This is a genomic window from Phaeocystidibacter luteus, assembly GCF_008933115.1.
GTDB classification, from domain to species: domain Bacteria; phylum Bacteroidota; class Bacteroidia; order Flavobacteriales; family Schleiferiaceae; genus Phaeocystidibacter; species Phaeocystidibacter luteus.
On the sequence record NZ_WBVO01000005.1, the window covers coordinates 80,194 to 96,907 of the forward strand.

General features: G+C 47.9%; 20 protein-coding genes. 1 reads left to right on the plus strand and 19 read right to left on the minus strand.

All coding sequences use genetic code 11. From position 1 onward, the window contains the following. Positions 1 to 4: 4 nt before the first annotated feature. The 9 genes from F8C67_RS07655 to F8C67_RS07695 form a co-directional block, all read right to left on the minus strand. Positions 5 to 373, minus strand: a complete 369-nt coding sequence (locus F8C67_RS07655; protein WP_151667246.1) for an RNA-binding S4 domain-containing protein — start codon at positions 371 to 373, stop codon at positions 5 to 7. Next, on the minus strand, positions 363 to 1,016 hold the full coding sequence (locus F8C67_RS07660; protein ID WP_170266400.1) for an alpha/beta hydrolase: 654 nt from the start codon (positions 1,014 to 1,016) through the stop codon (positions 363 to 365). Before F8C67_RS07660 ends, F8C67_RS07655 begins: the two co-directional genes overlap by 11 nt. A gap of 20 nt (positions 1,017 to 1,036) precedes the next feature. Next, positions 1,037 to 1,810 carry an enoyl-CoA hydratase/isomerase family protein gene (locus tag F8C67_RS07665; protein ID WP_407675835.1) on the minus strand — a complete coding sequence of 258 codons (774 nt, stop codon included), beginning with the start codon at positions 1,808 to 1,810 and terminating at the stop codon, positions 1,037 to 1,039. A 22-nt stretch (positions 1,811 to 1,832) separates the two neighbouring features. Then, a complete protein-coding gene (locus F8C67_RS07670) occupies positions 1,833 to 2,522 on the minus strand; it encodes an SIMPL domain-containing protein (protein WP_151667249.1) in 690 nt (229 codons plus the stop codon). Then, positions 2,519 to 3,910, minus strand: a complete 1,392-nt coding sequence (locus F8C67_RS07675) for a sensor histidine kinase (RefSeq protein ID WP_170266401.1) — start codon at positions 3,908 to 3,910, stop codon at positions 2,519 to 2,521. Before F8C67_RS07675 ends, F8C67_RS07670 begins: the two co-directional genes overlap by 4 nt. 89 nt (positions 3,911 to 3,999) lie before the next feature. Next, positions 4,000 to 4,632, minus strand: coding sequence for a response regulator transcription factor (locus tag F8C67_RS07680; RefSeq protein WP_170266402.1), 633 nt, complete (start codon positions 4,630 to 4,632; stop codon positions 4,000 to 4,002). Continuing rightward, positions 4,625 to 5,395, minus strand: a complete 771-nt coding sequence (locus F8C67_RS07685; protein WP_151667252.1) for a sensor histidine kinase — start codon at positions 5,393 to 5,395, stop codon at positions 4,625 to 4,627. The genes F8C67_RS07680 and F8C67_RS07685 overlap by 8 nt, the downstream gene beginning before the upstream one ends. Beyond that, positions 5,368 to 6,015 (minus strand): hypothetical protein, encoded by a 648-nt coding sequence (locus tag F8C67_RS07690; protein ID WP_151667253.1) that lies wholly within the window; start codon positions 6,013 to 6,015, stop codon positions 5,368 to 5,370. Before F8C67_RS07690 ends, F8C67_RS07685 begins: the two co-directional genes overlap by 28 nt. Continuing rightward, a complete protein-coding gene (locus F8C67_RS07695) occupies positions 6,016 to 6,840 on the minus strand; it encodes a hypothetical protein (protein WP_151667254.1) in 825 nt (274 codons plus the stop codon). A 178-nt stretch (positions 6,841 to 7,018) separates the two neighbouring features. Between F8C67_RS07695 and F8C67_RS07700 the strand changes: the two genes are divergently transcribed. After that, positions 7,019 to 7,393: a hypothetical protein gene (locus F8C67_RS07700; protein ID WP_151667255.1), complete on the plus strand. Its 375-nt coding sequence runs from the start codon at positions 7,019 to 7,021 to the stop codon at positions 7,391 to 7,393. A gap of 162 nt (positions 7,394 to 7,555) precedes the next feature. Here the strand turns inward: F8C67_RS07700 and atpG are convergent, their stop codons facing one another. From atpG to porW, 10 genes are all read right to left on the minus strand, one after another. Then, complete coding sequence (gene atpG, locus F8C67_RS07705; RefSeq protein ID WP_151667256.1) at positions 7,556 to 8,419, minus strand: ATP synthase F1 subunit gamma; 864 nt, start codon at positions 8,417 to 8,419, stop codon at positions 7,556 to 7,558. 56 nt (positions 8,420 to 8,475) lie between these two features. Then, positions 8,476 to 10,056 carry a F0F1 ATP synthase subunit alpha gene (gene atpA, locus F8C67_RS07710; protein ID WP_151667257.1) on the minus strand — a complete coding sequence of 527 codons (1,581 nt, stop codon included), beginning with the start codon at positions 10,054 to 10,056 and terminating at the stop codon, positions 8,476 to 8,478. 30 nt (positions 10,057 to 10,086) lie between these two features. Next, complete coding sequence (gene atpH / locus F8C67_RS07715) at positions 10,087 to 10,644, minus strand: ATP synthase F1 subunit delta (protein WP_151667258.1); 558 nt, start codon at positions 10,642 to 10,644, stop codon at positions 10,087 to 10,089. A 10-nt stretch (positions 10,645 to 10,654) separates the two neighbouring features. After that, a complete protein-coding gene (locus F8C67_RS07720; RefSeq protein WP_151667259.1) occupies positions 10,655 to 11,149 on the minus strand; it encodes a F0F1 ATP synthase subunit B in 495 nt (164 codons plus the stop codon). 106 nt (positions 11,150 to 11,255) lie between these two features. Beyond that, the gene (gene atpE / locus F8C67_RS07725) at positions 11,256 to 11,462 is read right to left on the minus strand and encodes an ATP synthase F0 subunit C (protein ID WP_151667260.1); all 207 of its coding nucleotides are present in this window, start codon (positions 11,460 to 11,462) and stop codon (positions 11,256 to 11,258) included. Positions 11,463 to 11,500: 38 nt separating this feature from the next. Further along, positions 11,501 to 12,715 (minus strand): F0F1 ATP synthase subunit A, encoded by a 1,215-nt coding sequence (gene atpB, locus F8C67_RS07730; protein WP_151667261.1) that lies wholly within the window; start codon positions 12,713 to 12,715, stop codon positions 11,501 to 11,503. Positions 12,716 to 12,998: 283 nt separating this feature from the next. After that, positions 12,999 to 13,367, minus strand: coding sequence for a hypothetical protein (locus F8C67_RS07735; RefSeq protein ID WP_151667262.1), 369 nt, complete (start codon positions 13,365 to 13,367; stop codon positions 12,999 to 13,001). A gap of 16 nt (positions 13,368 to 13,383) precedes the next feature. Next, on the minus strand, positions 13,384 to 13,569 hold the full coding sequence (locus tag F8C67_RS07740; RefSeq protein WP_223277534.1) for an AtpZ/AtpI family protein: 186 nt from the start codon (positions 13,567 to 13,569) through the stop codon (positions 13,384 to 13,386). Positions 13,570 to 13,576: 7 nt separating this feature from the next. Beyond that, positions 13,577 to 13,993, minus strand: a complete 417-nt coding sequence (locus F8C67_RS07745; RefSeq protein WP_151667264.1) for a bactofilin family protein — start codon at positions 13,991 to 13,993, stop codon at positions 13,577 to 13,579. Beyond that, on the minus strand, positions 13,990 to 16,593 hold the full coding sequence (porW, locus tag F8C67_RS07750) for a type IX secretion system periplasmic lipoprotein PorW/SprE (RefSeq protein ID WP_151667265.1): 2,604 nt from the start codon (positions 16,591 to 16,593) through the stop codon (positions 13,990 to 13,992). Before porW ends, F8C67_RS07745 begins: the two co-directional genes overlap by 4 nt. Positions 16,594 to 16,714 lie beyond the last annotated feature (121 nt).

Below are 16,714 nucleotides of genomic sequence, written 5' to 3' on the forward strand. Positions count from 1 at the left end.
ACTACTACGATTCACCTCTCAGCCTATCCAAATCTCTTCGCTCCCTTTTCGTCGGACGTCCCGTACCGCGATCCCGCTGTAAACTTCGCGCCATGCGCAAAAACTCTTGCTTGTCAATCTCGTCCGCGGGTGTTGTTTCTTCCAACAAATCCGGAACAAGCTTTGCGCCTACTCTAGACTTAGGTATATCAAGCACCTTAAAACTTCGCGAGTATCCATGATACTTCACCGTGAACTCATCTCCGGGCTTCAATTCACGAGATGCCTTGACTGGTTCGTCGTCAATCAACACACGTTCATTCTTTACCTCATTTGAGGCAAGGGAACGCGTCTTAAACAGACGCACACACCACAGGTATTTGTCAATTCTCATGATCTATAATCTCCTTCAAAAGAGCAGGTTCAATACTGTGCCCTCCACTATATCTGTGGAGCTTTGGTACAATGTCGAATTCCGCAAGCTGACCTAGAACCTCCTGAATTTTGTGCTCTGGAGCAAATTCATCGGTATCGCCAAAGGCTGTATCAAATCTCAGGTTTGTAAAGGCCTCCTTTTTCAACGCATAATCTATATCGGGAGGAAAGGATCCCGCCCAACAAATGAGATGGTCGATAGACTTACCCGCCCGGTGATCTACCCAGCGGCAAGCGGCTGATACTCCTTGTGAAAAGCCAACAAGCGTAACATGCTCTACGTTCGGGTTCTTCTCGAGTTCGCGAGCTAATACCGCATCTAGATGTGCGGCTTGATCGGCAATATCGTCGAGCCGAGCCTCCTTGGTCATCCACGAAGCTCCTACTCTTCCACTTGTACCGTCAAGATAGAATCGGTGCAAGCCTTCTGGAGCGACAATTCTGCGCTCTGCGTTTTCAAGGTCCGTAAACTTCCTCAAGAAAAATGCAGGAAGCTGACCATACCCGTGAAGGGCAATGATCAGCTTCTTAATATGTGGCCCAGCTTTTCCGAGTGAGAATACTCTGGACGTTTTTTCTACTGTAAACTTCTCCTCCTGCAAACCTTGGGAGTGTGAAATGATTACTTGAACTCTGGCTTTCTCTTTTCCAAGAACGCCGTTGTTCCCTCTTTGAATTCATCCGTTCCGAAGGCCTCGCCAAAGGCGGTGATTTCGGCTTCGAACCCATCAACTCCTTCTGCAAAACCTGCATTTACAGCCGAGATAGCTGCAGCAATGGCAACTCCACTGTTTCTAGCTATTTTTCCGGCGATCTCCGAACACTTCGTCATCAGTTCGTCGGCAGATGTCACATGGTTCACAAGCCCCCATTTGAGGCCGTCATTTGCGTCAATCATTCCAGCCGTGGTAATCATCTCCATTGCCTTGCCTTTGCCAACGAGCTGCGCTAGACGCTGTGTGCCTCCGTAACCAGGAATTACGCCCAACGTAACCTCCGGCAATCCCATGCTAGCATTGTCGGATGCCACACGCATGTGACAACTCATGGCCAATTCTAAACCTCCACCAAGAGCAAAGCCGTTTACAGCGGCAATTACTGGCTTGCGGAGGTTTTCAATAAGGTTAAAAAGAGATTCGTGACCGCGACGAGCGAGGTCCTTACCCTCCTCAACGGAATAATTCGCAAACTCCTTAATATCGGCACCAGCAACAAACGACTTTTCGCCTGATCCGGTCAATATAATTGCGCGCACAGAGTCGTCGCCTTCAAGCGATTTCATAGTCTCGCTAAGTGTTGCAATGGTTTCCCCGTTTAAGGCATTAAGCTGCTTTGGACGGTTGATGGTAACGGTTGCAATTTTTCCCTCTTTGGATACGAGCACTAATTCCTCCATGATATATCGTGTTAGATTGTTCTTATTCTGCGGGCGCTAAGATCGCAAAACGAACTTGGACCTCCATCTGAATGGTTTGTTTTCCTGGCGCTACAGTTGGTCCACTGGAATTGCCTGCAGCTTCATACCGCACGTTTGCCAGCATTCCGCCAATGGCATAACCACCATCTGGCTCTATGTACATTTCAGCTGTACCGAGCCCGACACCCAATGCGGCTGCAATTTCTTCCGCCTTTCTTTTCGCCACCATAATAGCTTCGATGCGCATTTCATTCTTTACCTCTTGCGCCTTCGAGTAAACGAACTGAACCCCGCCGATGTTCTCTACGCCGAGGTCAATCAATTTTGACATAACCTCTGGGTATTTGTCGAAGTCTTTCAACGTAACTTTTAAGAATTGAGAAGCTCGAAACCCAAGGCGAATCTGTTCACCATTTCGGTATTCATTCTTTTCACTCACTTGAATGTGTTGCGTTTCAACCTCACAGATATCTTCCAATCCTTCTAGGTAAGCCAGAATAGCTTCCGCCTTTTTCTCGGTGCCCTCAAAGGCCGTTTTCACATCATTCTCTAAAGTGGTAATCCCAAAAGAGATGAGCATTTCGTCTGGTTCAACCTCTCGGCTAACTGTTCCTGTTACTGTAATTCCCTCTGCTTGTGCGAAGGTCAGCGCACTCATAAGCGCGAGACCAAAAGTTGCTAATGCTTTCATTCTGTTTCTTTTATTGATTTAGGTAATCGAACGTGGAAAGTGGTGCCTTCGTCTACTACAGATGTAAAGGTTATTTCACCTTTGAAGCCATTGACGATGTTCTTCACCATCGCCAAGCCCAAACCCATTCCCGTAGTTTTTGTGGTAAAGCTTGGCTCGAAAACTTTCTCCCTTCTAGACTCGGGAATCCCCACACCATTGTCCTTCACGAAGATTTCAATCCGGTCTGAATCAAGCTCGATGTATCCAACTGTTATTTGAGGCTTTCGATTCTCGGGCATGGCCTGCTCGGCATTCAAAATCAGGTTGTTGAGCACGCGTGTGAGTTGATCTTTATCGCCTTCAATGGTGATTTCCTCTTCTGGCAGGTTGAGTACCACTACTTCGTGCGCTGCGTTGATGCGCTCTAGGAAGGCCTTCACATCAATCTTCTCCTTCTTCATCTCTGGCATACTTGCAAAGCGCGAGAATGCCGTGGCAATATTGCTTAGCGCATCGATTTGGGCAATCATGCTTTCAGTGAACTCCTGAAGCCTTTGTGGATCGCTCACCTCTAGCTTGCGCTCTAGCATTTGCACGGAAAGACGCATAGGGGTAAGCGGGTTCTTGATTTCGTGAGCCACCTGCTTGGCCATTTCCTTCCAGGCGGTTTCACGTTCGCTTTGTGCAAGCTTGATGGCGTAATCTTCAAGCTCTTTCATCATCTTGTTGTACTCGTCTACCAGCGCGCCAATTTCGTCGTTACTCCTCCATTGTATGGGCTCGTTGTTCCTGCCCAGTTTCACCTCTCGCATCTTCTTCGTAATCGCAATTAGCGAATGAGTGATGTAGTTGGATAAGAAGTAGGCGAGCAATACAGCCGCCAGGAAGAGTATGATGTACAGTCCGATAAGGGTCTCAAGAAACTCTAAGTCTTGCTCCGGAATATTATTGGGCTCGAAATAAGGTAGATTGAGAATGGCGAGAGGTTCGCCAGAAGTGGTGTAGAGAATACTATAAATCAACAGTACATCCGTCGTGTCAGACGATGGAAGGATGAAGCGTCGCTCGCCCTCTACGATTCTCGAAAGTATCTCACGTGGGACGCTCTCAGGAAGAATCTCCACATCGAAGAGCTGCGAATTATTGGTGATGAGAAGCTTTCCCTCGGGGCTAAAGAAGTTGATGTCGAGATTGTGCACATCCGACAATTCACAAATCTTATCGGAGAACAGTGAAGAAAGACTATCGGTATGCTGCTTTTCCGGATGGCTCGCCAAGAAGTACTGAATATTGCTTTCAATGGCGTACTCCTTGCGCTTGAGTCGCTCCTGGTGGTATTCCTCGTTCTCCTCTTCAAAATGATAAAGAGAAATGAGTCCCGTGAGCACGAAACTCACGAAGATCATGAAGGTGAGAGAGATGAATATTCGGGCCCGCAGTGTGGGTTTAAAAAATGTCATGCGTAAAGATGGGCAAAAATCGTGCTAGGGCAATATTACCAAATCCCCTTCCGCTCCATCGCATACTTGACCAGCCCTACCGTATTCTTTACACCCGTTTTTTCAAGCAGCTGTTTTCTGTACGTTTCTACAGTACGTGGACTTAAAAACAACTCCTCCGCGATTTCAGGCGTGGTCTTCTCCTCGCAAATGAGCTTGAGAACCTGTTTCTCTCTTTCGCTGAATTCCGGTGGGCTGCTTTCATCTGGATTCATTCGATGGAGTAAGGCTTTAGAAGCTTCGAGGGTTAGGTACCTCCCCTCTTTGGCGACTTGAACTATGGCCTTCACCATTTCGTCGGAGGAGGAATCCTTGAGCAAATACGCTCCCGCTCCGTGCGATAGAAAATGAAGAAGATGCTCTTCGTGTGCATACATGGTGAGCATGATCACGCCTATCTCTGGGAAGTTCTTTCGCATTTCCGCCAGCGTTTCAGCACCATCTAGCTCGGGCATCTCTACATCCAAGAGCACAATGTCGGGCTTGTCTATCGGCAAGCGCTCTAACAGGACCTTTCCGTTGGGGGCCTCGCACACGACATCCATGTTATCCTGCCCTTCCAACATCATTCGTATTCCGTTTCGAAACAACTGATGATCGTCTGCTATGGCTACCTTAATCTTATCCATGAAGCGTTGCATTGGCGGTTACTGGGGCTGAGACTTGGGCGCTAAATCCCTGATTCGGACCTGTTCGATAGCTGAAGTTCCCACCAATTACTTGAGCTCTACTTGCCATGTTCAAAAGTCCGACGTTCTTCTTTACATTCTGAGGGTCGAATCCCTTTCCATTGTCGTGGAAAGCGAGTTGCGCTTCTCCCTCATCTTCTGTGAAAGTAAAACTGATTTGAGACGCTTCGCTGTGCTTGAGTGAATTATTGAGAAGCTCTTGAGCAATCCTGTAAAGGACCAACTCTGTTTTCGATTCGAAACGTTCCGTTGGCGAAAGCCAATCCAATTCCACGTTTAATGTTCCCTGGTTGGCATGGTTCACCAATTCTTGTAGGGCGGATTTCAGTCCAAAATCTGCAAGAGTTGGCGGCATGAGGTCGTTTACAATTCTACGGAGACTTTGAAGGCTCGAACTCAACACTTCATTCACAGAATCTCCTCCTTCGAGAGTATTCAGTTGAAGCTTTGCAGTGCTAATGCTCGCTCCGAGGTCGTCATGGAGGTCGGCCGCAATCCGTTTCTGCGTAATCTCGATGGCCTCGTGTGCAGAAGAAAGCAAGTCCTTTTGATGCTCAATTTCAATGTCGCGAAGCTGCGACTTATGTTTCCACAATCTGCGCTGATAATTGACCACAAACACAATCACCAGCGCAACGAGAACGAGCACTATTAAAGATGAAGTGAGGAACAGGTTCAGTATTTCGCGGTCGGTGTCCGACATAATAAGGCCACGGTTAGGAGGGAATAAAATATCACATTTAACCCAGTATGAATGTACCAAACGGCTGAAAACAGTTCCATGGACTGTTCAGCTAAGTAATCGGTGTACGCGAAAATGAGCATGTTGGCGCTGAAGTAAATGAGCATGGCTGAGCTAATCCAAAAGTTCGCGGATTTAAAGAGATTGATAAACTCTTCAGACTTCATTACGGAAAGGAAATACAACACGCTCAGCCCAATAAGCACCCCTGATTCTACCGGCCTCAGAACACTCGGGAATTCAAAAATCGATTCCCAGTCCAGTAGTTTCAACAGAAGTGCTGCTACGAACGCACCGCTCAATGTCAGCTGCCTTGCTGGGGTGAGAACATTGGGAAGAATTGCGGAGAACAAGTAGGTCACCAAAAAGAACTCCATGCCAATGTACACATGGTACAAGGGCATGTTGTTCTTAACTCCTGAAATGAACAGTAGTGCCGAAACCAGTTCGATTATGCAGTTGGCCCAAATCACAATGCTCAGTCGGATCTTAACACTATTCCCGTACCGTTCAAACCGGAATACCGAGATGGTAGAGGGAACTAGGGCTATAAGAAGTCCTATCCACGTTACGAGATACACCTACTCTGCTGTATAGAAACTCACAGGAGGACAGAATTTAGGGCACGGGCTAGAGAAATCCATATGCGAATTATCCGCATACGTCCCTTGGTCATTCAGGCTTGTTACCACGAGATTGAAGGTAATCCATCCTTCTGCTCCATCGTTCACTTCGGGGTGTTCATACATCGTATCATCCGGCATCACGGTGTGCATCCCTAGATAGATGCCGAGTGTGCTTCCTCCATCTGTAAAGGCAGTGTTAAACGCATCGCGTGTGAACGTGTAGGCTTCCACATTTAGCATGGAAGGCATCTTGGTTTGAACGGATGTGAGGTAGGTTTGCCACGTGTTGTAGTACGCTGCTGCCGCATCTGGAGATATAAGGCCGCTGCCTTGCAAAGGCTGAATCATCAAGATTCCATTTTCATTAAAAGCGGTGTCGTTGCACGTTGAGCTCGCCACATTCGTGAACATCAAGAACGGCGTATAGATCCCTGTTTCATTGTCCTGCGAAGCACCGAAGTACACCCGAACCGCATTGCAATCGGTACAGCGACTTGTGAATTCGCTCATCAGGGTAGAATCGACCGAATACATGGTCACACTTTGGTTGAGCTTAATGCCATTGGCATCCGTGTATCCATGAGTGGAAGCAAAATTGGAGTATTCTGTCATCCATTCTTCGAATACATCACGACTCACCTTTTGGTCGGTGATATTGCATGAAGCGTTTGTGGTTTCATGCTTCGGAGTATCTACTACGTCGGTGTTTTCCGAGTTATTTGAGGAATTGCACGAAAGAGTGACTGCCGCGCATACGGCTAGCAAGAGGGGAAGTTTCATAAGGTGGTTGTTTGATTTACAGCAAGGTACACTTTTCTCCAAGGACTTCCTTCCGTAAAACTACGGAGGGTCTTTCCGTAGAAATACGGAGTGCGTTTGGGGGAAACGACTGAGCTAAAGGGTTGGCGGTGTGCGGACTTTTGTCCTGTAAGCATTTGTAACCCTTAAATCACAGATCATGACAACTGCCATCCAAACACTTCCAACCGCATCAGAAATTGTTAAGCAACTTACCGTAGAGTCAAAGACAGCCTTCCAATCTTTCGTGTACTTATATGCAGCGCGCTGCGCGAACATTGAAAAGGCAAAAGTTTCAGAATGGTTGCAAAATCACGGCGCTTTCAACGAGAGCATCATGGCTAAGGATGTTCCTTGCAACGACATTACCTGTTTGAACTTCATTGTGGAGAACTTAGAGCGTCATTTCCAGACCCAGGAGGAACGCGAAGTATTCTATCAAGAACTAATCGATTTTCTTCATTCTGCCTGCACTTCTTGCTCATTGCGTAAGATGTTCCTCTCTAGCTTCAGAAAACTCTTTAGAGCCGCTTAATTGCGCGGATTAGCCTACCCGCTCATCGACAATTAAGGGTTATCAGTCTCGCGGAGTATCGAGACACGGCCCGGGGCGAGGTGAGCGGGTAGTATCTAAAAAGAAAAACCCCGACGTCTTTCGACATCGGGGCATTCTTGAACATGTGTTCGAAACTTGCTATCAACCATTCAGCGCTTCTGCACCACCAACAATCTCGAGGATTTCGTTGGTAATGGCAGCCTGACGGGCTTTGTTGTAGTCCAGCGTGAGCTGATTCTTCAAGTCGTTTGCGTTGTCTGTTGCCTTGTGCATTGCCGTCATGCGTGCACCGTGCTCAGACGCATTACTATCGAGTAGCGCTTTGAATACCTGAATCTTCAAGGAAGTAGGAATCAAGTCGCTCAAGATTTCTTCTTTAGAAGGCTCGTAGATATAGTCGCCACCAGCTGCTCCCTCTTCAGAAACAGTAGGAACTACAGGCAAGAACTGTTCGCGGGTTGCGATTTGAATTGCTGCGTTTCTAAAGTGGTTGTAAACGATCTCTACGCGATCCCAAGTACCGTTGAGGAATCCTTCCATCGCTTCTTCTGCGATTTCAGCAGCACCTTCGAAGTGAAGGTCGCCCCAGATTGCGTTGTTCTCAGAGTGAATCATTGGGGTTTTGCGGAAGGCGTCGTATGCCTTCTTACCCACGGCCTTGATGTGAATGTTCACGTTCTGGCCTTCGTACTCACTAATGATGGTCTTCGCCTTCTTAACGATGCTCGAGTTGAACGCACCACACAAACCTCTGTTTGAGTTCACGAGGATCAAAAGAACGTTCTTCACTTCGCGCTCTTCCGCGTAAACGTTTTCTGAAGCTTCGAGTGTTGCGCTTACATTGGATAGAATGTCTTTCAACTTGTTGGCGTAAGGGCGCATCTGGGTGATGCCATCCTGGGCCTTTTTCAGCTTCGCTGCAGAAACCATCTTCATGGCAGAAGTGATTTGCATCGTAGAGCCGATGGAGACAATTCTATTACGTAATTCTTTCAGGTTCGCCATGGAACGAGTATTAAGTCCTCCTGACGCAGCGTTTGCTGGTCAGGAGGAATCACATATTATCCTTCGTAGTTTGGAAGCACTTCGCGAGCACCCGCTTCAATAGCCTTGCTCTCTGCGTCTGTCCACTTGCCTGCTGCAATAGCCTGCAATGCGTCACCGTGCTTGCTCTCCATGTACTCGAGGAATGCAACCTCGAATTCACGTACTCTGTCAACCGGAACTTTGTTGATCATACCTTTCGTACCGAGGTAGATGATAGCTACCTGCTTCTCTACTGAAAGTGGAGAGTTAACCGATTGCTTGAGGATTTCAACGTTACGGCGACCCTTGTTGATCACGGCCATGGTAGCCGCATCGAGGTCAGAACCGAACTTTGCGAATGCCTCTAGCTCGCGGAACTGAGCTTGGTCAAGCTTCAAAGTACCCGATACTTTCTTCATTGGCTTAATCTGAGCTGAACCACCTACACGTGATACAGAGATACCTACGTTAATCGCTGGACGAACGCCAGAGTTAAAGAGGTCAGACTCCAAGAAGATCTGTCCGTCAGTAATCGAAATCACGTTAGTTGGAATGTACGCAGAAACGTCACCCGCCTGTGTTTCGATGATTGGAAGTGCAGTCAATGAACCGCCACCTTTTACTTTGCCTTTCAAAGACTCAGGAAGGTCGTTCATTTGAGATGCGATAGTGTCATCAGCAATCACCTTTGCAGCGCGCTCGAGGAGACGGCTGTGAAGGTAGAATACGTCACCTGGGTATGCCTCACGTCCTGGAGGACGACGAAGAAGTAGAGATACCTCACGGTAAGCAACCGCCTGCTTCGAAAGGTCATCATAGATGATCAAAGCTGGGCGACCTGTATCGCGGAAGTACTCACCAATCGCAGCACCTGCAAATGGAGCGTAGAACTGCATTGGAGCAGGATCAGATGCGTTAGAAGCAACGATAGTAGTGTAGGCCATCGCACCCTTCTCTTCGAGGGTCTTAGCGATACCTGCAACGGTAGAACCTTTCTGACCTACAGCAACGTAGATACAGTAAACTGGCTCACCTTTATCGTAGAATTCCTTTTGGTTAAGGATGGTGTCAATGGCAACGGTAGTCTTACCAGTCTGGCGGTCACCAATGATAAGCTCACGCTGACCACGACCGATTGGAATCATCGCGTCGATTGACTTAATACCTGTTTGAAGTGGTTCGTTTACCGGCTGACGGTAAATTACACCTGGAGCTTTACGCTCGAGTGGCATTTGGAAAGTTTCACCTTCCAATGGGCCTTTACCGTCGATTGGGTTACCTAGGGTATCCACAACGCGACCGAGCATTCCTTCACCTACGTTGATAGAGGCGATTTTGCCGGTACGCTTAACGGTTGAACCTTCTTTGATGCCTTCAGCAGCACCGAGGAGTACGATACCTACGTTATCTTCCTCGAGGTTGAGGACGATACCTTGAAGACCATTTTCGAACTCAACGAGTTCACCTGCTTGGGCGTTTTGTAGACCAAACGCACGGGCGATACCGTCACCAACTTGAAGGATGGTGCCAACCTCTTGCATTTCGGTTTCGGAACTGAATCCGGAGAGTTGCTTGCGCAGGATTGCTGAAATTTCAGCGGGCTTTACTTCTGCCATGATTGACTTGCTTAAAGGGTTCTGCGCGGATCAGTAATCCGCCACGTACAGATTGTCTTTGTATTGTTGTTTCAATTCGTGAAGCTGTCCAGCCACACTTGTATCAATTTGCTTGTCGCCAACGCGAAGAACGAAACCACCGATGATTTCGGCGTTTACTTTCTCTTCAAGCTCTACCTCGTTACCGGTCATTTCCTTCACCAATAGTGTGAACTTGTTGCGAAGTTCAGCGCTAAGCGGAGTTGAAGATGTCACAGTAGCGTGGGTGATTCCCTTCACTTTGAGGTATCCGGTGTGGAAGCTATCGATCACCTCAGCGGTGATGCCTTCACGACCATGATCCACCAAAAGTGCGAGGAACATATTCGTTGTATTTGATAACGAGCTTTCGAAGATGGCCTTCAAGACCTGTACCTTTTGGTGAGGCTTGATAACCGGGCTCGCTAGCAAGTTGCGGAACTCACGGCTCTCGCGGATAGATGCCTTCACGTCATTCAAGTCCTGCTGGACGCGATCGAGCTCATTGCGCTCAACAGCGAGGTCCAATAGGGCCTTGGCATAACGATGGGCTGCTCTAGCGTTACTCATCAGTTGCCGATTAGTTCAATTTAACGTCGTCTACCAAGCGCTCAACCATTTCGGTTTGTGCACTGGCGTCTTTCAATTCAGCGCGAAGAACCTTTTCAGCCATCTCGATTGAAAGGCTAGCTACTTGATTCTTCAACTCTGTGATGGCAGCCATTTTCTCATGCGCGATCTGCTCTTTCGCAGCGGCGATGATTTTGTCTGCTTCACTAGAAGCTGCTTCTTTCGCTTCAGCGATAGTCTTCTCTTTCATGGTACGAGCCTCCTTCAAGATGTTGTCGCGCTCTTCGCGAGCACGCTTGAGAAGGTTCTCGTTGTCTGCCTGAAGATTCTTCATCTCGTCGCGAGCGCGTTCTGCACTCTTAAGCGCATCTTCAATAGCAGATTCACGTGTTTTAACGGCTCCCAAGATTGGCTTCCACGCGAACTTCGCGAGCAAGAAAATCAAGAGGAAGAAAACCAATGAGGTCCAGAAAATCAGACCAAGGCCAGGAGTTACTAAGTCCATCTAAATTGCGTATTAAAACGTTTGTCGTTGTCTAAAAACCAAGGTCCGCAGCCAACCGCTGCGTGACCTTGATTATTTGATTGCGCTTGTTGAGCTAAGGAATTCCTTACAGACCCAACAAACCTACTACGATACCGAATAGACCAGCACCCTCGATAAGAGCGGCTGCGATAATCATAGCAGTTTGAATCTTACCAGAAGCTTCAGGCTGACGTGCAATTGCGTCCATTGCCTGGCCACCGATACGACCGATACCAAGACCTACACCGATAACTGCGAGTCCGGCTCCGATTGCTGCAATACTACCTCCCATAATTGAAATGGATTATAAATGATTAAACAACGAAATTCTTAATGATGCTCTTCCACAGCCGCCCCAATGAAGAGCGCAGTTAGAAGTGCAAAAATGTATGCCTGTAGTGCGGCTACCAACAACTCCAATGTGCTAATGAACAACGTCAATGGAACTGAAAGCGCTGATACCGCTACTGAATTCAAAATGAAGATCAAGCCAATCAAACTCAATACGAGAATGTGACCCGCCGTGATGTTCGCGAAAAGACGAAGCATCAATGCGAATGGCTTAGTGAATACACCAACGAATTCCACGATAGCCAAAATCGGACGAACCGCATACGGTACTCCTGGCATCCAGAAAATGTGCATCCAATAGTCCTTCTTACCGTTGAAGTTCACAACGAAGAAAGTGAAGAGGGCCAATACCATAGTAACTGCGATGTTACCAGTAAGGTTAGCCGACCCAGGGAAGAATGGAATCAAACCAAGAAGGTTAGAGAACCAAATAAAGAAGAACAATGTGAGAAGGAACGGAACGAAGCGCTCGTAGTGCTTCTCGCCAATGTTGTCCTTAGCAATGTCGTCACGTACAAACACAACCAATGGCTCCATGAATGAAGCGAGTCCCTTTGGAGCTACCGCACCGTTCTTCTTGTAGAATCGTGCTGTGGATCCAAAAACAACAAGCAATAGGAATGCAACCAATAGAAGGGTGAATACGTTCTTCGTGATTGAAAGGTCAAGCGGCATAGCATTCGTCGGGTGACCATCATGCTCCTCGTAATACGCTCCATGTGCGTTCGCCTCTTCGCTCGCGTGGTAAATCTTACCGTGAACGTTGATGAAACGCTGACCACCAACTTCGGCTACGTGTGAACCTGTTTCGTCGTGGTGGAATGCGCTAGACATGAACATCACTAACCCGTCTTCTGTATAGAGAATAACCGGAAGTGGAATGCTCACTGCGTGAACGTGACCGTGCTCGTCTTCCGTGTCCCATAGGTGGAAAGAGTGGCTGTCCGCGATGTGGTGCATGATCATCTCATTGATGTCAAATGCCTCCTCTTCGCCATGCGCTGCTTCCTCGCCGTGGGCATCACCCTCAGCGTGAGCGGCATGTGCGTCATGCGCATGCTCATCAGCTACATGTTGAACCGTGTCTTCGTGAGAAGTCGTCGCGTGTTCGTGTTCCGAACCATTCGCAAAGGCTGTGCTTCCGTATCCTAGGAAAGACAGCGTAAGTGTCAGTAATACAGACTTTTGTTGCATGTGTCTAGTGCTCTATAAGGCCGCTCAAAAATCGGTGCAAATGTAGAGATAAATCCTATAAACCAAAGGTTATAAACAATGATTTTTCGATTGTTGATAAGTCTTTTTGAGGCGGGGGTGCAAAGGGAATACCTGAATAGGGGATTCTCAAGGAGATACCGCGCGTAACAACCCTATCTGAAGGGTCGATAAGCGCATCCTTTAAAATTCGTAATCTGTAAAGCCAGATGTCTTTCTCGCCGCAGATTGAAGCTCCCGCTTGCAGCAAGGGTGTGGTCGTAGTCTACTTGCTTCTCAGCAACTTAAACACCCAGTACAATTCAATCGCGAAGTACAAGAAATACGGTACCATGAAATGAATCGCATACAAGCGAGCGTCATCTCCAGCATTGAGAATGAATGGAATCAAGAAGACAAGAGAGATCAGCATCTTCATCGGGCTGCCCGCGATAAAGGCCAAACCCATCTTGCGCTCGTCATATCCTTTCACAAAATTCAACATGGCGAAAAGTCCGGCCGTAAGCACAAAGAGCAGGGCATAAAGCCAAAGGAAAGTGAAGCCGATCTTTTCTTCGTTGTAAATGATCCATGCGTGCGCTGCCCCTAAGAGCAAGCTGAACACAGCGGTAGATATGATTGCTTTCTTTAACACGGTGTGGAGGGGTTGATCACTCGTCTTGATTCAGCTTCGTAACCTCCTTGTAAACGAGGTATAAGCCGGCAAACACGCCAAACAGACTAAGTGAAATGGTAAGTATTGGTTTCAGGTCCCAAAGTTCGTCGAGCTTCACCCCACCGTATACACACACGGCAATGGTCACACCCATCTGAATCCCCATGCTGCTAAAACGCATGTAGGGATTAAGCGGTCTCTTTGGATTCTTTTGATTCTTCTCCTGAGTCATTCTTGCGCTCCATCTTGCGAACTACGGCGCCCATGTTGCACGTTCCCGATAGCTCTGCTCCAGGTTCAACGGAAAGCTTACCTGTTACAACATCTCCTTGCACAACAGCTGTGGCTGTCATGGTGAGGAGTTCTTTTACCTCAGCTTTACCCTTCAATAGGCCGGAAACTGTGGCGTTAGAACAAACCACTTCTCCTTCTACCTTTCCTTTCTCTCCAATAACAAGTTTGCCTGTAACCTGAATGTTTCCTTTCACCACTCCATCGATACGGATGTCGCCATTCGACTTTACATCGCCCTCGATTTCAGTACCGATAAGGATACGGTTACTCGCTTGTGCTTGCTCTGGATTCTTCTTTGCTGATGTGATCATCTTCCTGTGATTTGCTCGTAAAACGTCAAATATTCATCTACATCCTTCACTCTATAGAAGGTTTGATAATTCGCGTCACTGATTGCAAATATCCGCATAATCTCCGAGGAATAAAGCGGAGTGAAGCTAGGGTGCTTTAATAACCTATCCGTATACGTGAGTGCATCTTCTTGCTGGATGAAGCCACTAATCACAATGAGCTGACGGTCCCTATCCAAGAATATATTCTGAACCTGGAGGTTTTGGAAACGATTAAAATTCTTGTTGTAATCGCTAATCTCGTTGCGCATTTGGGTCATTCCGCCCGTGCCATTTGGAACTATGAGCAGTACTCTATGTGGTGTTTTTGGATCTATGGAATATGGCCCTTGTACCGCTTCTGTTTGGGCGGTTGACGAATTGTCGATATACATCAACAGTTCATTCGCTCGCTCGGCTTCTACCGTTCCGGAATAGGTTTCAGACACGTGCTTGAGCTGCGATTCGTAAGCCTCAGGCCCATCCGTCTTCGCCATGCTCAATGCCAATAGCAAATCAAACTTAGGCGCCAGCGGTGTGGCCAGGTAGGTGCTCAACCCTTCCTGAGCGGTTCGCTTCGCAGCAGAATAGTTTCCACCCAAGTAATGGTTGTACGAGGTCTTGTAGGCTGCGTTGGCCGCCTTCAACTCCGCATTCTCTTCCGGACTTTGTCCATTCAATTGTGCCGCGAATGTGCTAGACGGGTGTTGATTTTGTAGCCTTTGTGCGTATTCCTGGGCTTTTGCTTCCTCCCCTTTGTTTTTGAAAATGAGGTACAAGGCGTATAGCGCACGTGCATTGTGCTTGCCTTCAGGATACCTGCGCAAAAGGGTTTCGTAGGTCTTTATCGCCTCTTGCTCATCCTTGATTTCATCCTTGTAGATGCCGGCCATTCTCAAGAGTGCATCTTGGTTCTCCTCATGCATAGCAGCAATGGTGGCTTCATCCTTAGGAATCTGAGCCAAGTAGGCTTCTACATTGTATCGCTCCTCTCCAACAGGCCCCGTTTCTCCGCGCCCGCCGTCGTTTTCTTCTCCTTCTTCAGACTCTTCTTCGCCACTGTTGTTGGTCACTGCGGCAATATTGGCGGAAGCCGACCGTCGCCAGTTGTCCTTCAGCTCTCGTCTGCCCCAATACTGTTGGAAGTCTCGAACACCCGAAGTTCTCGTCGTTTGATTGTAAAAATACCAGCCCCCGCCAGAGATGCCTGCCGTTGGGCCACTCCCTTGAGCGTTTAATTCAGCCGCCAAGGCTTGATTTAGTGCACGGTTTCTCTCCTGCTCCGCTTTGCGTTCTTCTTCCTCTTTAAGGCGAGCGATGTAGTCTTCAAAAAGTGAACGTTGTTGCGATGGGCTCATGCCTGCCAATCGAATTAAGCTGTCGTTCAGCTCAACGATGCGAATCTCTTTTACCAAGTTGCCTAGGCTCTCGCGAAAGCGCTCAACTTTCTCGTATCGTTTGTTGGACGGCGACATGGATTGATATGCCGAGTCGTAATAGGCTTGTGCCTTTACGTAAGACTTGAAGGTAAAATTGATATCCGCAAGCTCGGCGTACGACAGCCCTTTCTGGTCTTGGTTCACGATACTTGCGCGGATTGACAGCTTCAAGCTCTCCTCCGCCAATAAGAAGTCCTCCGACTCCAAAGCGAGGAGCGCCTTTACGTAATAGATTCGGTCGCGGTATTCTTCATTCTTTGAATCCTCGGCCAAATCGTCGAGATCCTCATACACCTCAAATACATTGCCCTGGTAAATGTCGAAGTTGAGCGCGCTCGACAACACGGCGTTCAAGTAGAACTCGTAATTGTCGGGATGGGCGCTCGCCACCTCACCAAAAGCTTCACTGGCTTCGTGGCGCAGTTCAAGCTTTTCGTAAACCTGACCGAGAATGTACTGCCAGCGAACGCGGTATTTCTTTTCTGGTCGGGCATCAATCGCCTCTTGCAGAAGTGTTGCGGCAGCCGTCCAATTTTTCTTTGAAATCTCCAGCTCGGCCATTGAGGCGGAAACATGAGGAATATACCGGTCGCGCAAATCGCGGTTATTCTGAACCATCTCGAAGTTGTTGCGCGCGGCAAACTCACTTCCAATTCGCGTATTTGTTCTCCCCGCCCAGATGTAGGCTTCCAGAGCTTGGTCCGATTTCTCGTAACGCTGGATTACGTAGTTGAAGCCTTCTAGTGCCTTGAAATAATCTTGCTTAAAGAAGTAGGCCTTCGCCAACAAGAGGTAAGCATCAATCACATAGGGGTTCTTTTGCTCGCCCCCGATACTCATACTGTGCTCTTTTACCACTTTAACGGACTTCTCAATCGCGCGGTCCATTTGCGGAACAACTGCTTGTGCTTGTTCTGGGGAACCGAAAGGGTAAACTGCCAACATCTCGTCGTAGTTGTCAATATGACCGTTTTCGAGTGTTGTGAATCCTTGTAAAAAAGCCTGTTCACCGTTAAACAGCGGGTTGTACTTCGCGGTCATTCGATGGTAGGTCCGACTGAAGAAGTTATCCTTGGTACGGCTGCACGAAGTGCTTACCCCGACGAGAACGACGAGGGAGAGAGATAACTTCAGTATGCGCATACCATTTCCTTTCACGGTGTGATGAACAACAAAAGCGCAAAATTATTTTAATTATTCCGAGGGATTTGTGCATTTCTCCTACTATTTCCCTTCAAGGCCTCGCTCGTGGTCCAATTTGGTT

What these genes read in the sequence shown, in the direction of transcription:
- F8C67_RS07700 (WP_151667255.1), top strand. Translation starts at nt 7,019, where the DNA reads ATGACAACTGCCATCCAAACACTTCCAACCGCATCAGAAATTGTTAAG.
- atpH (WP_151667258.1), bottom strand. Translation starts at nt 10,644, where the DNA reads ATGAGTAACGCTAGAGCAGCCCATCGTTATGCCAAGGCCCTATTGGAC.
- atpE (WP_151667260.1), bottom strand. Translation starts at nt 11,462, where the DNA reads ATGGGAGGTAGTATTGCAGCAATCGGAGCCGGACTCGCAGTTATCGGT.
- F8C67_RS07675 (WP_170266401.1), bottom strand. Translation starts at nt 3,910, where the DNA reads ATGATCTTCGTGAGTTTCGTGCTCACGGGACTCATTTCTCTTTATCAT.
- F8C67_RS07685 (WP_151667252.1), bottom strand. Translation starts at nt 5,395, where the DNA reads ATGTCGGACACCGACCGCGAAATACTGAACCTGTTCCTCACTTCATCT.
- atpG (WP_151667256.1), bottom strand. Translation starts at nt 8,419, where the DNA reads ATGGCGAACCTGAAAGAATTACGTAATAGAATTGTCTCCATCGGCTCT.
- atpA (WP_151667257.1), bottom strand. Translation starts at nt 10,056, where the DNA reads ATGGCAGAAGTAAAGCCCGCTGAAATTTCAGCAATCCTGCGCAAGCAA.
- F8C67_RS07670 (WP_151667249.1), bottom strand. Translation starts at nt 2,522, where the DNA reads ATGAAAGCATTAGCAACTTTTGGTCTCGCGCTTATGAGTGCGCTGACC.
- F8C67_RS07695 (WP_151667254.1), bottom strand. Translation starts at nt 6,840, where the DNA reads ATGAAACTTCCCCTCTTGCTAGCCGTATGCGCGGCAGTCACTCTTTCG.
- atpB (WP_151667261.1), bottom strand. Translation starts at nt 12,715, where the DNA reads ATGCAACAAAAGTCTGTATTACTGACACTTACGCTGTCTTTCCTAGGA.
- F8C67_RS07655 (WP_151667246.1), bottom strand. Translation starts at nt 373, where the DNA reads ATGAGAATTGACAAATACCTGTGGTGTGTGCGTCTGTTTAAGACGCGT.
- F8C67_RS07665 (WP_407675835.1), bottom strand. Translation starts at nt 1,810, where the DNA reads ATGGAGGAATTAGTGCTCGTATCCAAAGAGGGAAAAATTGCAACCGTT.
- F8C67_RS07720 (WP_151667259.1), bottom strand. Translation starts at nt 11,149, where the DNA reads ATGGACTTAGTAACTCCTGGCCTTGGTCTGATTTTCTGGACCTCATTG.
- F8C67_RS07740 (WP_223277534.1), bottom strand. Translation starts at nt 13,569, where the DNA reads ATGCGTTTTAGCAGCATGGGGATTCAGATGGGTGTGACCATTGCCGTG.
- F8C67_RS07680 (WP_170266402.1), bottom strand. Translation starts at nt 4,632, where the DNA reads ATGGATAAGATTAAGGTAGCCATAGCAGACGATCATCAGTTGTTTCGA.
- porW (WP_151667265.1), bottom strand. Translation starts at nt 16,593, where the DNA reads ATGCGCATACTGAAGTTATCTCTCTCCCTCGTCGTTCTCGTCGGGGTA.
- F8C67_RS07745 (WP_151667264.1), bottom strand. Translation starts at nt 13,993, where the DNA reads ATGATCACATCAGCAAAGAAGAATCCAGAGCAAGCACAAGCGAGTAAC.